At 72.6% G+C, this 15,013-nt stretch carries 15 protein-coding genes, 1 tRNA gene and 3 pseudogenes; 15 read left to right on the forward strand and 4 right to left on the reverse strand.

The features are described from left to right. Window positions 1-119 precede the first annotated feature (119 nt). Window positions 120-875, forward strand: a complete 756-nt coding sequence (locus RMT89_RS02745; RefSeq protein ID WP_315882273.1) for an SIMPL domain-containing protein — start codon at window positions 120-122, stop codon at window positions 873-875. 3 nt (window positions 876-878) lie between these two features. On the opposite strand, the gene RMT89_RS02750 is transcribed toward RMT89_RS02745, so the two are convergent. Beyond that, entirely contained in the window at window positions 879-1,478 is a 600-nt protein-coding gene (locus RMT89_RS02750; RefSeq protein WP_315882274.1) for a TetR family transcriptional regulator C-terminal domain-containing protein, read from the reverse strand. Between the two features lie 502 nt (window positions 1,479-1,980). After that, complete coding sequence (locus tag RMT89_RS02755) at window positions 1,981-3,159, reverse strand: Glu/Leu/Phe/Val dehydrogenase dimerization domain-containing protein (RefSeq protein WP_315882275.1); 1,179 nt, start codon at window positions 3,157-3,159, stop codon at window positions 1,981-1,983. A 151-nt stretch (window positions 3,160-3,310) separates the two neighbouring features. On the opposite strand from RMT89_RS02755, the gene RMT89_RS02760 reads away from it, so the two are divergent. From RMT89_RS02760 to RMT89_RS02785, 6 genes are all read left to right on the forward strand, one after another. After that, entirely contained in the window at window positions 3,311-4,504 is a 1,194-nt protein-coding gene (locus tag RMT89_RS02760) for an MBL fold metallo-hydrolase (protein ID WP_315882276.1), read from the forward strand. A gap of 475 nt (window positions 4,505-4,979) precedes the next feature. Further along, window positions 4,980-6,764, forward strand: coding sequence for an ATP-binding protein (locus tag RMT89_RS02765; RefSeq protein WP_315882277.1), 1,785 nt, complete (start codon window positions 4,980-4,982; stop codon window positions 6,762-6,764). A gap of 68 nt (window positions 6,765-6,832) precedes the next feature. Then, window positions 6,833-7,267, forward strand: a complete 435-nt coding sequence (locus RMT89_RS02770; protein WP_315882278.1) for a roadblock/LC7 domain-containing protein — start codon at window positions 6,833-6,835, stop codon at window positions 7,265-7,267. Between the two features lie 2 nt (window positions 7,268-7,269). Then, window positions 7,270-7,641 (forward strand): DUF742 domain-containing protein, encoded by a 372-nt coding sequence (locus RMT89_RS02775; protein WP_285513942.1) that lies wholly within the window; start codon window positions 7,270-7,272, stop codon window positions 7,639-7,641. After that, window positions 7,619-8,236, forward strand: coding sequence for an ATP/GTP-binding protein (locus tag RMT89_RS02780; protein WP_315882279.1), 618 nt, complete (start codon window positions 7,619-7,621; stop codon window positions 8,234-8,236). Before RMT89_RS02775 ends, RMT89_RS02780 begins: the two co-directional genes overlap by 23 nt. 59 nt (window positions 8,237-8,295) lie before the next feature. Next, a complete protein-coding gene (locus RMT89_RS02785; RefSeq protein ID WP_315882280.1) occupies window positions 8,296-8,874 on the forward strand; it encodes a GAF domain-containing protein in 579 nt (192 codons plus the stop codon). Window positions 8,875-8,882: 8 nt separating this feature from the next. Here RMT89_RS02785 and RMT89_RS02790 read toward each other — a convergent pair whose 3' ends face one another. Beyond that, entirely contained in the window at window positions 8,883-9,491 is a 609-nt protein-coding gene (locus RMT89_RS02790) for a GPP34 family phosphoprotein (RefSeq protein WP_315882281.1), read from the reverse strand. 226 nt (window positions 9,492-9,717) lie between these two features. Here RMT89_RS02790 and tdh point away from each other — a divergent pair, with 226 nt between their 5' ends. The 8 genes and pseudogenes from tdh (at window position 9,718) to RMT89_RS02830 (ending at window position 14,615) form a co-directional block, all read left to right on the forward strand. Next, on the forward strand, window positions 9,718-10,746 hold the full coding sequence (gene tdh / locus RMT89_RS02795) for an L-threonine 3-dehydrogenase (RefSeq protein ID WP_315882282.1): 1,029 nt from the start codon (window positions 9,718-9,720) through the stop codon (window positions 10,744-10,746). Window positions 10,747-10,764: 18 nt separating this feature from the next. Continuing rightward, window positions 10,765-11,958 carry a glycine C-acetyltransferase gene (locus RMT89_RS02800; protein WP_315882283.1) on the forward strand — a complete coding sequence of 398 codons (1,194 nt, stop codon included), beginning with the start codon at window positions 10,765-10,767 and terminating at the stop codon, window positions 11,956-11,958. 17 nt (window positions 11,959-11,975) lie between these two features. Next, window positions 11,976-12,878 (forward strand): LysR family transcriptional regulator, encoded by a 903-nt coding sequence (locus RMT89_RS02805; protein ID WP_315882284.1) that lies wholly within the window; start codon window positions 11,976-11,978, stop codon window positions 12,876-12,878. A 10-nt stretch (window positions 12,879-12,888) separates the two neighbouring features. Then, a pseudogene (locus tag RMT89_RS02810) lies at window positions 12,889-12,999 on the forward strand (transcriptional regulator); the annotation flags it as partial. Window positions 13,000-13,004: 5 nt separating this feature from the next. Continuing rightward, a pseudogene (locus RMT89_RS02815) lies at window positions 13,005-13,341 on the forward strand (GNAT family N-acetyltransferase); the annotation flags it as partial. A gap of 30 nt (window positions 13,342-13,371) precedes the next feature. Further along, window positions 13,372-13,731 carry an MmcQ/YjbR family DNA-binding protein gene (locus RMT89_RS02820; protein WP_315882285.1) on the forward strand — a complete coding sequence of 120 codons (360 nt, stop codon included), beginning with the start codon at window positions 13,372-13,374 and terminating at the stop codon, window positions 13,729-13,731. Between the two features lie 174 nt (window positions 13,732-13,905). Continuing rightward, a pseudogene (locus RMT89_RS02825) lies at window positions 13,906-14,458 on the forward strand (MFS transporter); the annotation flags it as partial. A gap of 80 nt (window positions 14,459-14,538) precedes the next feature. After that, window positions 14,539-14,615 (forward strand) — tRNA-Pro (locus RMT89_RS02830). A gap of 66 nt (window positions 14,616-14,681) precedes the next feature. Here RMT89_RS02830 and RMT89_RS02835 read toward each other — a convergent pair. Beyond that, window positions 14,682-14,969 (reverse strand): DUF1905 domain-containing protein, encoded by a 288-nt coding sequence (locus tag RMT89_RS02835; RefSeq protein WP_315882286.1) that lies wholly within the window; start codon window positions 14,967-14,969, stop codon window positions 14,682-14,684. Window positions 14,970-15,013 lie beyond the last annotated feature (44 nt).

Genomic DNA, 15,013 nt, shown 5'->3' on the forward strand with positions numbered 1-15,013 from the left:
CGCCGCGTAGGGCGGGCTCGACCAGTGAGGTGACGGCGGGGGAGTGGTGCACGCGTGCGTGCGGGCGCCGGTGCTGGGATGGGCGTGAACCGTCCCGACGCCCGGAAGGTCGGCACCGTATGTCCGCACCGCTGCCCCGCACCACCGCCACCCTCGCTGTCGCCCTCCTCGCCCTCGGCCTGCCGCTCCTCGCCGCCGCCCCCGCGACCGCGCTGACCGCCCCCGCCGCCCCGGCCGTGCGCAGCGCGCCGCAAGCGTCGACCGTCACCGTGACCGGTGTCGGCTCCGCGACCGCCGCCCCCGACCTGGCGCTCGTCAGCGTCGGCGTCGAGGCGGTCGGCAAGACCGCGCAGGCCGCGCAGGACGCCCAGAGCAAGGCCGCGAACGCCTTGCTGGCCGCGGTGCGCAAGCGTGGCGTGGCCGAGCACGACGTCCGTACCGAAGGGCTGTCCCTCACGCCCGTGTACAAGTACCAGGACGGCAACTCCACGCTGACCGGGTATCAGGCCGCGCAGAACTTCTCGCTCAAGGTCCGCACGGTCGCGCGCACGGGCGAGATCCTCCAGTCCGTCACGGACGCCACGGGCGACGCGGGCCGGATCCACGGGGTCGTCTTCGATGTCGCCGACCGCACGCAACTGCGGGCACGCGCGCGTGAGGCCGCCCACAAGGACGCGCACGCCAAGGCCCTCCAGTACGCCCGGCTGAGCGGACGGAACCTGGGCAGACTGGTCTCGCTCACCGAGGGTGCGTCGGGCGGGCCGTCCCCGGTCCCGGCTCCCGCGGACGTGGCCGGTGGCGGGGCGGGCGTGCCGATCGCGCCCGGTGAGATCCAGGACGACGTAAGGGTCACGGCGGTGTACGAGCTGGACTGACGGTCACCGCACCGACGCGGTCAACGCCTCCCGCTCCACACCGAGTTCGCGGGCCAGCGCCTCGTCGGCCCACTCCTGCGCACGCGCGCGTGAGAGTGCGCCCGGGTAGGACGTCAGCTGGACGGCGAGCCCGTCGAGCAGGGCCGTCAGGCGCAGGGCCGCGCCCGCGGGGTCGGGGCAGCGGAACTCGCCGGCGGCCACCCCTTCGGCGATGACCTCGGCGATGGCCGCCTTCCACTGCGTGTCGAGGGCCTGTGTGACCTCGCGCAGCGCGGGTTCGCGCAGCGCCGCCGCCCAGCCCTCGATCCACAGCCGCCAGCCCTTGGCCTGGCCGGTGGGCGCGTACCAGCGCACGGCCGTGCGCAGTCGGCGCAGCGCGGTCGTACGGCGGCCGAGCAGCTTGCGCAGATGGGCGAGGTCGTCCTCGGCGGCGTATGCGAAGGCGGCCGCGACCAGCTTTTCCTTGGTGGAGAAGTGGTACAGCACCAGGGCGTTGCTCACGCCGAGCGCCGAGGCCACATCGGCGATCCTGACCGCCGCCACGCCCCGCGCCTCGATCTGCTCGATGGCGGCCCGCAGCAACTCCTCACGCCGCTCGGCCACACTCAACCGCACCCTCGCCACGCGGCTCACCCTACCGTCGGGGCGCGGGGGTGCCCTGTGGGCACGGGCGCAGCCGTGGCGGCGGGGGACCCCCCAACGCTCGGGCCGGGTCTCCCCCGTTCGCGCCGGGACGTGCTACCCGGTGGTGGCCGGGCGGTTCAAGCGCCGTCCTCGGGCCAGGCCTCCCCACCGGCAGGGCGCGCTGCCCGGTGGTGGCCGGGCGGTTCAAGCGCCGTCCTCAGGCCAGGCCTCCCCACCGGCAGGGCGCGCTGCCCGGTGGTGGCCGGGCGCCCAACCCCGGCCCTCGGGCCAGCCCTTCCCCGGTTCCCGCCGACCCGCGGGGCACCTCACCGCTCGCGGCTGCGCGGCTCAACTCCAGTCCTCGGGCCACGCCTTCCCCGGCTCCCGCCGATCGGCCGGACGCGCACAGCGGGTGGCGGGGCGGCGGCAGCCCCGATCCTCGGTCAGGCCTCCCATGGTCACCCGACCTGCGCGCACGCGCTCACCGGTATCGGCCGTACCGTTCCGCGATCACCGGCAGCCGGTCCGCGGCGATGGCGTGGGCTGCCGCGCGTGGGGTCGTTCCGTCGGCTTCCGCGCGGGTCAGCATGCGGTCGGTCAGGGCGCGCATCGAACGGCGGGTGTGGGTGAAGGCCTCGGTCGCGTCGGGGCCGATGTCGCCGAAGAGCGTCCACCACCACCAGGCGTTCGTCCCGGAGTTGACCACGACGTCGGGCAGCACGGTGATGCCGCGCCCGGCCAGCAGGGCCTCGGCCTCGGGCAGCACCGGCATGTTGGCCGCCTCGACGATCCAGCGGGCGGTGATCCGCTCCTGGTTCACGGTGTCGACGGCGTAGGACACGGCCGCCGGCACCAGCACCTCCGCGTCCGCCGACAGCCAGGCGTCCGCCGGCAGTTCACGGTCCCCGGGGCGCAGCGCGGCGCGGTCCACGGTGCCGTACGGGTCCCGCGCGGCGAGCAGGCTCTCGATGTCCAGGCCCGCCGGGTTGGCGACGGTGCCCTTGAGGTCGGCCACGGCCACCACCGTCAGTCCCGCGCGCGTGAGGAACCGTGCCGTGGCCCCGCCCATGGTGCCGAGCCCCTGCACGGCCACACGCGTGCCCGCGTACGGCACCCCGGCCCGGTCCAGGGCCGTGAGCACGGACTCCGCCACCCCGCAGCCGCCGACCAGCTCGTCGAGCCCGATGCCGTCCACCTCCACGGCGAAGGCGTCGGCCAGCCGCCGACGGGCGGCGGCCTCGTCGTCGAGCAGCGGATACACGGCCTGGATCGACGACACCAGGCCCGCCTCGGCGGCCGCCCGGTCCACCAGGTCCTGGCTGAGCCCGAGGTCCTCACCGGTGGTCCAGAAGCCCTCGATGTACGGCCGTACGGCCCGCAGATAGCGCACGAGCAGGTCGTACGCCGCCGGGTCCCGCGGATCGCAGTCGATGCCGCCCTTGGCGCCGCCGAGGGGGATGTAGCGGCCGTCCCCGTCGTAGTGCAGCGCTTCCTTCATGGACATGCCGCGAGCGAGCCCCGTCACCTCGTCGAGGGTGCACCCCTCGCGCATCCGCAGGCCGCCGCTGCACACCCCGCGCACCAGCCTGTCGATCACGAGAAAGCCCTGGCGGCCGGTGATGTCATCGGTCCAGGTCAGTGAGAGCAGCGGGGTGGTCATGGAGGCTCCTTACTGAATCACCAGTCAGTATCTTGAGTACGCATCGAGGCTGTCAACGTGCTGAACGGATCTTCAGCAAGAAACGGGCGGCCCGCGTTGTCGGAGGTGCCGACCATAATGGGATGCCTCGACGACTCCACATGGAGGTACCGTGACCGGTTTCCGTTCCCTGAGCTCCGGGCTCCGCGCGCTGGAGCCGGCGGCCTTCGGCGCGGAGCCGACCGGCGAGCGCCTGGCACGCATCCGTAGATCGCCCCACTTCAAGGACGGCGTGTTCCAGAACCCCGGAGGAGTCGCCCGGACCCGGCCCTCCGGCTCGATGCTGGAGTTCGCGAAGGTGTTCTTCGCCAAGGACGAGCGGCCGCGCAGGTCCCCGCGGGGCACCGTCCCCGTGCACGCCACCACGCTCGCCGACCTCGCGCGCCCGCCGGCCACCGGACTGCGGATCACCTGGATGGGGCACTCCAGTGTGCTCGCGGAGATCGACGGGCACCGGGTGCTCTTCGACCCCGTGTGGGGCGAGCGCTGCTCCCCGTTCTCCTTCGCCGGGCCCAAGCGACTGCATCCGGTCCCGCTGCCGCTGGCCGCGCTCGGCCCGGTGGACGTCGTCGTGATCTCGCACGACCACTACGACCACCTGGACCTGCCCTCGATCAAGGCGCTGGCAGGCACGGACACCGTGTTCGCGGTGCCGCTCGGGGTCGGCGCCCACCTGGAGCGCTGGGGCGTCTCCGCCGACCGGCTGCGCGAGCTGGACTGGCACGAGTCGACCAAGATCGGCGGGCTCACCCTGACCGCCACCCCGGCCCGGCACTTCTGCGGCCGCGGCCTGCGCAACACCCAGCACACGCTGTGGGCCTCCTGGTCCGTCGCCGGATCCGAGCACCGGATCTACCACAGCGGTGACACCGGATACTTCGAGGGCTTCAAGGACATCGGCGCCGAGCACGGCCCGTTCGACGTCACGATGATCCAGCTCGGCGCGTACAGCGACTTCTGGCCGGACATCCACATGACGCCCGAGGAGGCCATGCGCGCCCACCTCGACCTGCAGGGCGGACAGCCGCACGGCGTGCTGCTGCCGATCCACTGGGCCACCTTCAACCTCGCCACCCACGCGTGGGCGGAGCCGGGGGAGTGGACCCGGGACGCGGCCGACGAGGCCGGCCAGGCGGCCGTCTTTCCCCGGCCCGGCGAGCCCTTCGAGCCCGCCGGACTACTGCCCGTGCAGCCCTGGTGGCGAGCCGCCTCCGCGCCCATCCCCCATCCCTGGCGCCGCCCGGAGCCGGTGGCGGCACCCGAGGAGAGCCCCAGGAGCGACCTGGATCTGGCGGGCGACCGCTGAAGTGGGGCACAGCGGCCCCGACACGGCGGGTGACAGTCGGGCCAGAGCCCCCGAGAGTGTGAAAACGGCGTCGGCGGGTTGACCGCAGTCGGAGAAAAGACGAACGGCGAGGGCCGGGGAGCGAGGAGCGCCCGGCCCTCGCCGTTCATCTGGGACCGCTTCCGACCAGGTGTGATCGATGCTTTGTCGTTCGGGAGCGGAGTCTGCTGTCGGCTGTCGATCTCCCGTACGAGGCCTCATACCAGAGCCGGACGTTCCGCGTGCGAGTTTGTCAACTGCCCACCGCACCTGATGCGTTGCCGACTACTGTCAGTGTCCGTCGGGCGACGCAGGGCCGATTTTTCCGGCTCTCTCGACCGACACCGCGATGGCGCACGCCCGACGCGCAGACCGAGCCGGGCGTCGTGTGGATCAAGCCGCCCCCCGCCCGCGCTTCGGCCCGGCGGCACGCCCGACGGACAGTACGAGGACACCGATGTCTCACCTCCGCGCACCGGCCGCACGCGCAGACCGCCGTGAGGGCGGGCGGCACGGTCGACCGGTCGCCCGCCCCACCCCCGCGCTGCCCGAGACGCACATACGGCCGCAGCTCCTGCGGCTCGCCGTGCTGCCCCCCGTCGCGGTCGCCCTCGCCGCCTGCGCCGCCGTGCTGTTCACCGTCCGCACCACCGGCGCCCGGCCCGGCCTCACCCTGTGGGGCATGCTCGCCGGCGCGGTCGCGGTCGCCCTCACGGGCATCGTGATCGCCGCCGTAGTCGCCGACCGCACCGCCCGGTCCGTGAGCGAGCGCATCGGCGCCCTGCGCCGCAGCAGCGCCCGAGGCGAGGCCGAACTGCGGTCCCTCGTCGAAGCACTGCGCCGGGGCGAGGGCCCGCCCCGGCGCAAACCGCGCAGCGGCCCGCCCGAGGACGCCGACGACTTCGAACTGCTCGCCGCTGACCTGGCCCGCGCCCACGACGGGGCCGTCACCGCCGTCGTCCAGGCCGCCCAGCTGTCCAGCCAGACCGGCAGCGAACAGAAGCTGGAGGTCTTCGTCAACCTCGCGCGCCGCCTGCAGTCACTGGTGCACCGCGAGATCTCGATCCTCGACGAGCTGGAGAACGAGATCGAGGACCCCGACCTGCTCAAGGGCCTCTTCCACGTCGACCATCTCGCCACCCGCATCCGCCGCCACGCGGAGAACCTCGCCGTCCTCGGCGGCGCCGTCTCGCGCCGCCAGTGGAGCAACCCGGTCTCCATGACCGAGGTGCTGCGCTCGGCCATCGCCGAGGTCGAGCAGTACTCGCGGGTCAAGCTCGTCCCGCCCATCGACGGCACCCTGCGCGGACACGCCGTCGCCGACGTCATCCACCTGCTCGCCGAACTCGTCGAGAACGCCACCGTGTTCTCCGCCCCGCACACCCAGGTCCTGCTGCGGGCCAACCTCGTCACCTCCGGGCTCGCCGTCGAGGTCGAGGACCGCGGGCTCGGCATGCCCGTCGGTGAACAGGAGCGGATGAACGCCCTGCTCGCCGACCCCGACCAGGTCAATGTCGCCAGCCTGCTCGCGGACGGCCGTATCGGCCTGTTCGTGGTCTCCCAGCTCGCCCGACGGCACGGCATCAACGTCCGCCTGCAGACCAACATCTACGGCGGGGTGCAGGCCGTCCTCGTCGTACCGCAGGGACTGCTGGGCACGGGGCCGGGCGGCGGCGGGACGGCCGTAACGCAGCAGGCGGCGCAGCCGCAGTCGGCCGCGCGGCCGCCCGCGCAGGCGGCACCGCAGCGGCCGACGCAGAACGGCAGTGGGCCGGTGCGCCTGCCCGTGCGCGGTGCCCACGAGGAGCGGCGCACCATCGCCGAGGCCGTGCCCGGCATCCGGCCCGAGGACCGGGCGACCGTCGCGGAACACACCGTCGCGCCGCCCACCCCGCGCGCCGGAACCGTCCGCGGCACCATGGGCAAGCCCCAACTGCCCCGGCGCCGCGCCCAGGAACACATCGCACCCCAACTGCGCGACGGCCCCGCCCCGCGCCAGGAACCCGAGCACCTCGCCGGACACGACCCCGGACTCATGGCCGCCTTCCAACGGGGGATCGGCCTCGCCGAGGCCCAGCAGCACCTGGAGTCGGAGGACCTGGACCGCCTGGGCTCCGATGCCCTGACCGCGGACCTCATGGAGGCGGACGTGACCACGGTGCGCATAGTCGAGGCGCGCCCCGCGCACCTGTCCCGCCCCGAGCACACCAACCGGCACGACGGGAGCGCATCAGCCGGATGACCACGCATGCACCCACCCCCACGCCCAGCGCTCCCGCAGACCTTCGTACCTCAAGGAGTCGATCCACCATGGCGAGCGAAGCGCCGACCGGCCATGCATCCGATCTCGACTGGCTGATGAGCGGCCTCGTGCAGCGCGTACCGCACACGAGCAGTGCCGTGCTCCTCTCCTGCGACGGGCTCGTGAAGTCGGTCCACGGCCTCGACCCGGACAGCGCCGACCACATGGCGGCTCTGGCCTCCGGCCTGTACTCCCTCGGCCGCAGCGCCGGGGTCCGCTTCGGAGACGGCGGAGACGTCCGCCAGGTCGTCGTCGAACTCGACTCGACCCTGCTGTTCGTGACCACCGCGGGATCCGGCACCTGCCTCGCCGTGCTGGCGGGACGCGAGGCCGACGCCGCCGTGCTCGGCTACGAGATGGCGATGCTGGTCAAGAGCGTCCGCCCCTACCTGGTGACCGCGCCCCGGCAGCACGCCGTCGAACCGTCGGCGTCGAGGCCTTGAGCGTGGCGGCGGCCGGCGACGGGCCCTGGCTCGACGACGCGGCCGGACGGCTGGTGCGCCCCTTCACGGTCAGCAACGGCCGGACCCGGCCCACCGTCGCCCTCGACCTGATCTCCCAGGTGATGGCCACCGGGGCGACCCCCCTCGGCTATCTGGGCCCCGAACACACGGAGGCGCTCGACCTGTGCCGCGCCCCCGTCTCGGTCGCCGAGGTCTCAGCCCACCTGAAGCTGCCGGCTGCGGTGACCAAGGTGCTGCTGTCGGACCTCGTCGACTGCGGGGCGCTCACCACCAAGCCCCCCGAGTTCCACCACAACCCCACTGACCGGGCCCTTCTGGAGGCAGTGCTCGATGGACTACGACGACAGCTCTGACTACGACGGCGGCGCCGACCCGTTCCCCACCGCACTGAAGATCCTGGTGGCGGGCGGGTTCGGGGTCGGCAAGACGACCTTCGTCGGCGCCGTCAGCGAGATCGCACCGCTCAGCACCGAGGAGCTGCTCACCACGGTCAGCGCGGCGACCGACAACCTCGACGGCGTCGAGAACAAGGTCGAGACCACGGTCGCCATGGACTTCGGCCGGATCACCCTCGACCCCCAACATGTGCTCTACCTGTTCGGCACGCCCGGTCAGGAGCGCTTCTGGTTCATGTGGGACGAGCTCTGCGAGGGCGCGCTCGGCGCGGTCATCCTCGCCGACACCCGGCGCCTGGAGGACTGCTTCGCCGCCGTCGACTTCTTCGAACAGCGAGGCCTCGGCTTCATCCTCGCGATCAACGAGTTCGACGGCTCCTACCGCTACGACCCCGAGGAGGTCCGCGCCGCCATCGACCTCGACCCCGGGATCCCCGTCGTGCGCTGCGACGCCCGGATCTCCAGCTCGGGCGTCCAGACCCTGCTGACCCTGGTCAAGCACCTCATCGCGCACACCCCGGCCCCCGCGACCGGGTACGGCGCCCACATGTGATCCCCGCACACCTCACGGAGCCTGCCTATGCCATACGCCCACACCGACGGAGCGCGCCGATGAGCTACGACCCGCCCCGCCCGGCCGGTCGACTGCTGCTCACGCCCGAGGACAAGGAGGCACCCGCCCGAGCGGACCGGCTGCGCCGACTCGGTCTCGGGGAGCGGACGGAACCCGTACTCGACGCCTACGCCGACGGTCTCGCCGAGGTGACCGGAGCGCCGTACGCCATGGTCAACTTCATCGACGAGAACCGGCAGTTCTTCGCGGGCCTGCACCTTCCGGCGGCCGGGCTTTTCGTGAAGGGCGACGGCACCAGTCCGGAAGTCGGCCGCACGCTGCCGCGTGACCACGGGTTCTGCCCCCATGTGGTGGTCCGGCGCAAGGCGCTCGTCCTGGAGGACGTCTGCGACTATCCGCGGTTCGCGGGCAATCCGGTCGTCGACGAGTTCGGCATCCGCTCCTATCTGGGCGCACCGCTGATCGACGGCACGGGGATGGTGCTCGGCACCGTGTGTGTCGTCGACGTACAGCCCCGGCCGTGGGGGAGGCCGGGGCTGGAGACCATCAAGGCGTCGGCCGCGGATCTCGTCGCCCGGCTGGAGCGGCGGGCGGCGGACGGGCTGCCGTTGCCCTGACGGCAGAACTAGAAACCCCGCCAGATGTTGTCGAACGCCGCGTTCTCGATCGAGCGCCGCTGCCGTACCGCCTCCAGCTCCATCACCGCGTCGCCGACGGCGGCCAGCACGGCCGTGACGGTGTCGTCGTCGGTGAGGTTCTCGGAGGTCCCGGCCGGCTGCTCCTCGATGCCCGCGGCCGCGGCGAGCGCGGTCAGGACGGGCTCGCCGGACGCCCGGCGTTCTTCGGCGCGGCCGCGGGCCGGCGACTCGACCGGCACCGTCCGTCCGGACCGCAAGGGGAAACGGGGGCCGCGTCGGCGGGTGGTCAGCCCGATTTTCTCCAGATCGTCGACGTAGGCCGAGGAGAGCTCGCGGCCCCGGCGCCACAGCCAGTCCTCGATCGTCTCGAAGGGCTCCTGCCGGACGAGACAGGCCGCGGCCTCGTCCAGCAGCCGGTCGCCCGTCGCCGACTTCGCGCCCGGTACGAGCCGGTCGTCCTCCAGCGTGAGCGCCCCAGCCTCCACGAGGTCCAGCACCTCGGCTGCGGCGAGCGCGAGCGAGAGGTCGCCCTGCTCCACGGAGTGGCCGGGCGCCACGTCCAGGGCGACGATCGCGAGGTCCCGTGCGGTGTTCATGAGCGCCTCCAGGTCGGTCGGCCGGGGCGGTGTCCCCCCGTTGATTGTTGCTGGTGTGGCGGGCGCGCGTGCCGTGTGAAGGAGATCTGCGACGCCGCTTAAGAAATCCTCGATGGACCGGGAGTGGTTTCGTACGGCAGATTGCTGAGCGATTCCACCCCTCTCCCCGGATTCGGGCGCCTTCGGCGTGCCCGGGCCCGGGGTCGCACCCACAGGAGCCGTACGCGTGAAGGCGCTGGTCAAGGAGAAGGCGGAGCCCGGGCTCTGGCTCGCGGACGTCCCCGAGCCCGCCGTCGGACCCGGCGACGTGCTCATCAAGGTGCTGCGCACCGGCATCTGCGGCACCGATCTGCACATCCGGTCCTGGGACGGCTGGGCGCAGCAGGCGATCCGCACCCCGCTCGTGCTCGGCCACGAGTTCGTCGGCGAGGTCGTGGACACCGGCCGGGACGTCACCGACATCAAGCCCGGCGACCGGGTCAGCGGCGAGGGCCATCTGGTGTGCGGCAAGTGCCGCAACTGCCTGGCCGGACGCCGGCATCTGTGCCGGGCCACGGTCGGGCTCGGGGTCGGCCGCGACGGCGCGTTCGCCGAGTACGTCGCCCTGCCCGCCGCCAATGTCTGGGTGCACCGGGTTCCCGTCGACCTCGACGTCGCCGCGATCTTCGACCCGTTCGGCAACGCCGTGCACACCGCGCTGTCCTTCCCGCTGGTCGGCGAGGACGTCCTGATCACCGGCGCGGGTCCGATCGGTCTGATGGCCGCCGCGGTCGCCCGGCACGCGGGAGCCCGCAACGTCGTGATCACCGACGTCAGCGAGGAGCGCCTCGATCTCGCCCGCAAGATCGGCGTGAGCCTGGCGCTGAATGTGTCGGAGACCCGGATCGCCGACGGACAGCGGGAGCTGGGGCTGCGCGAGGGCTTCGACATCGGTCTGGAGATGTCCGGCCGACCCGAGGCCATGCGCGACATGATCGCCAATATGACGCACGGCGGCCGGATCGCCATGCTCGGCCTGCCCGCCCAGGACTTCGCGGTCGACTGGGCCCGCATCGTCACCTCGATGATCACCATCAAGGGCATCTACGGCCGCGAGATGTTCGAGACCTGGTACGCGATGTCGGTCCTCCTGGAGGGCGGCCTCGACCTCACCCCCGTGATCACCGGCCGGTACGGCTACCGCGACTTCGAGGCCGCCTTCGCCGACGCGGCGAGCGGCCGCGGCGGCAAGGTCATCCTCGACTGGAACGCGTAACTCTTAGGAGCTTCTTCGATGTTCGACTCCGTGCGCGACGACCTGCGCGCCACCCTCGACGAGATCCGTGCCGCCGGGCTGCACAAGCCCGAGCGGGTCATCGGCACCCCGCAGTCCGCGACCGTCGAGGTCACCGCCGGCGGCCGTCCCGGTGAGGTCCTGAACTTCTGCGCCAACAACTACCTCGGTCTCGCCGACCACCCCGAGGTGATCGCCGCCGCCCACGAGGCGCTGGACCGCTGGGGCTACGGGATGGCCTCCGTGCGCTTCATCTGCGGTACGCAGGAGGTGCACAAGGAGCTGGAGGCACGGCTTTCCGCCTTCCTCGGCCAGGAGGACACGATCCTGTACTCCTCCTGCTTCGACGCCAACGGCGGTGTCTTCGAGACCCTGCTCGGCCCGGAGGACGCGGTGATCTCCGACGCCCTCAACCACGCCTCGATCATCGACGGCATCCGGCTGTCCAAGGCCCGCCGCTTCCGCTACGCCAACCGCGACATGGCCGACCTGGAACGGCAGTTGAAGGAGGCCTCCGGCGCGGGCAGGAAGCTCATCGTCACCGACGGCGTCTTCTCCATGGACGGCTATGTGGCGCCCCTCGCCGAGATCTGCGACCTCGCCGACCGCTACGACGCCATGGTCATGGTCGACGACTCCCACGCGGTCGGTTTCGTCGGCCCCGGCGGCCGCGGCACCCCCGAGCTGCACGGCGTGATGGACCGCGTCGACATCATCACCGGCACCCTCGGCAAGGCGCTCGGCGGAGCCTCCGGCGGCTATGCCGCGGCCCGCGCGGAGATCGTCGCCCTGCTCCGGCAGCGGTCCCGTCCGTACCTCTTCTCCAACACCCTCGCCCCGGTGATCGCCGCGGCCTCCCTGAAGGTGCTCGACCTGCTGGAGTCCGCGGACGGCCTGCGGGTGCGGCTCGCCGAGAACACCGCCCTGTTCCGCCGCCGCATGACCGAGGAGGGCTTCGACGTCCTCCCCGGCGACCACGCCATCGCGCCCGTCATGATCGGAGACGCCTCACAGGCGGGCCGGATGGCGGAGCTGCTGCTGGAGCGCGGCGTGTACGTGATCGGCTTCTCCTACCCGGTGGTCCCGCAGGGCCAGGCCCGTATCCGGGTCCAGCTGTCCGCCGCGCACTCCACCGAGGACGTGAACCGGGCCGTGGACGCGTTCGTCGCCGCACGGGCGGAGCTGGCCGGCTGACCTGAGAGAATCGATCCGTGATCGAAGCGCGGCGGCTCCACATCCTCCGTGCGGTGGCCGACCATCGCACGGTGACGGCGGCTGCCGCCGCGCTGTACCTCACGCCCTCGGCCGTGTCGCAGCAGCTCACCGCGCTGGAACAGGAGACCGGCCACCGCCTGGTCGAGCGGAGCGCCAAGGGTGTACGGCTCACCCCGGCCGGTGAGATCCTGCTCAGCCACACCAACACGGTCCTCGCCCAGCTGGAGCGCGCCGAGGCGGAGCTGGCCGCCTATGGCTCCGGCGCGGCCGGCACGGTCACCGTCGCCGCCTTCGCGACCGGTATCGCCCAGGTCGTCGCCCCGGCCGTGGCCCGCCTCGCCGAGACGGCGCCCGGCATCAGGCTCCGCGTCCAGGACGCCGAGGGCGACGCCAGCCTGCCGATGGTGCTGGACCGGCAGGTCGACATCGCGGTCGCCGTCGAGTACCGCGGGGCCCCGCCCGCCGACGACCCCCGGCTGAGCCATGTCCCGCTGTACGCCGAGCCCTTCGACGCGGTGGTGCCGATGTCCCATCGGCTGGCCGATACGGCCGAGGTGCCCCTGGGGGAACTGGCCAAGGACCCCTGGATCGGGCCGTACCCCGGCAACCCCTGTCACGACGTGGTCGTCCTCGCCTGTGAGAGCGCCGGGTTCCAGCCACGCCTCGAACACTCCTCGGACGACTTCCGCGCGGTCGTGGCGCTGGCCTCGGCGGACGCGGGCGTCGCCCTGGTCCCGCGTTCGGCGCTGCGCGGCATGGACCTCACCGGCGTGGTGGTCCGCCCGGTCGACGGGGTCGCGCCCACCCGCCGGGTCTTCGCGGCCGTACGCCGAGGCGCCGAGGAGCACCCGCTGATCCGCCCGGTGCTGGACGCCCTGCGGGCGGCGGCCGAAGGGTAGGGAACCGGCCACCGGGGAGGACCGGGCCTCCGGATTCGTACGGCGATCCGTGTCGCCGCCGCATCCCGGGCTGCGCGGCGAACTGGTCGAGGGGCGGCTCGCCCCGGGGGCCGATATCGCCAGCCGTTCGCGGTGTGGGTGGCGCTCGACGGCGGCCGGGTCGTCGGCACCGTCGGTCTGGCCTTCCCCGACAAGCCCAACAGCCGCCACCGCGCCGAGCTGGTCAAGCTGAGGCCGCGCCCGCGGGCGCGGCCTCGGCCGTACGCTCCTGACCACCGCCGAGGAGGCGGCCGCCGCCGCGGGCATCACCCTCCTCCACCTGGACACCGAGACCGACAGTCCCGCCGAGCACCTCTACCGCTCGGCCGGCTGGACCCGGGCCGGGGTGATCCCCGACTACGCCGCCGACCCCGGCGGGGTGCTGCGCGGGACGACCCTCTACTACAAGCACGTGGGCGCCTGACTGTCAGAGGGAGCGGCTACGGTGCCTGCCATGCAGGATGCCGAAGACGTACGCCGTATCGCCCTGTCCCTGCCGGACACGACGGAGAAGATCGCCTGGAGCATGCCCACGTTCCGGGTGGCGGGGAAGATGTTCGCGACTTTGCCCGAGGACGAGACCTCCATCGCCGTGCGCTGCCCCAAGGAGGAGCGCGACGAACTGGTGCTGGCCGAGCCGGGGAAGTTCTGGATCGCCGACCACGAGGCGCAGTTCGCCTGGGTGCGGGTCCGGCTCGCGGCACTGGAGGACGAGGGCGAGCTGCGGGACATCCTCGCCGACTCCTGGCGGCAGGCGGCGCCCACCCGACTGCTCGACGCCCACCCGGAGTTGGGGCTGCCGACCGCGGAGTGAAATCCCCTCGGGCGTTGTCAGTGCCGCGTGGCATGATCCGGAGGCGAGCGTGGGAGCCGGGGCGGAGGGGGCCTCGGCTCCCGCGGGAACCCAGGTGAACCGAGGGTTCGCGGGGCCGTCCGGGGAGGGGGAGCGCGGGAATGGCAAGGGGGCTGTCGAAGCCGTCGTCCGAGGCCGACGCTGCCCCTGGTGGCGACCGAGGTGGTCCAGGACCACGGTCCCGGCGCCTACGGCCTGATCAACTCCGCCCTGGGCGCGGGGACGGTGGTCGGCGGCCTCCTCGCCCTGCGCCTGCGCCCCCGCCGCATGCTTCCGCGCCGGGGCGATCAGCCTCTTCGCCTTCGTCGGCTTCCCGGCGACCGTGGGACTGGGCCTCGACGTCCCGGCGATGGCGGCGGGCGCGGCCGTGGCCGGTGCGGGCATGTCCTTCTGGAGCGTGATGTGGGCGACCACCGTCCAGACCCAGGTCCCACCCGACGTCCTCAACCGCATCCACGCCTACGACGTGGCCGGCTCCCTCGCGATGATGCCGGTGGGGCAGGCGCTCGCGGGCCCGTCCGCGTCGGCCCTGGGCACCGCGAACGTGCTCATGATCGCGGGCGTGATGAGCCTGGCCGTCGCCGCCATCCTGCTGGCGGTACGGCCGATCCGGGACCTGGAGCGGGCTGATGAGCCGACCGCCGGATCGGTACCCGCGGGGGAGCCGCAGCGGGCCCGCGCCGAATAACCGGTGCGCGACCACGGACCCGAGTGCGGTATTGTTTCCCTGTCCGTTCGGCCCGGGGAAAGCCCAGGTCAGGCGGGCATCGGGACGTGGCGCAGCTTGGTAGCGCACTTGACTGGGGGTCAAGGGGTCGCAGGTTCAAATCCTGTCGTCCCGACCAGCTTCATGGCAGGTCGGAGGCCGTCTTCTCAGGGATGAGAGGACGGCCTTTGTCGTGTCCGGACGGTCAGAGCCGCACCGTCAGCTCGATCGCCACCTTGTCGCCCGCCACCAGGCCCTGCGGTTTGCGTACCGATGCCTTCAGCGGGAGCAGGTAGCGGCCGTCCTTGGGGAACAGTGACGTCGTGAAGGCGACCGCGCCGATGCGGGCGTCCACCGGGATCACGCCCCAGCCGTAGGTGGCCATCGACGCCACCTCGCGGATGTCGGCGGACTCCTCGTCCGGTACGGGGACGAAGTAGTACGGCGACGGGCCGCGCCATTCGATCACCTGGCCGGTGAAGGCGAGTTCCAAGAGGTCAGCCTCAATTCGGTGAGCCAGATAGACGGCCGGGCCGG

Origin of the sequence: Streptomyces sp. P17 (assembly GCF_032436805.1) — a bacterium.
GTDB lineage: Bacteria > Actinomycetota > Actinomycetes > Streptomycetales > Streptomycetaceae > Streptomyces.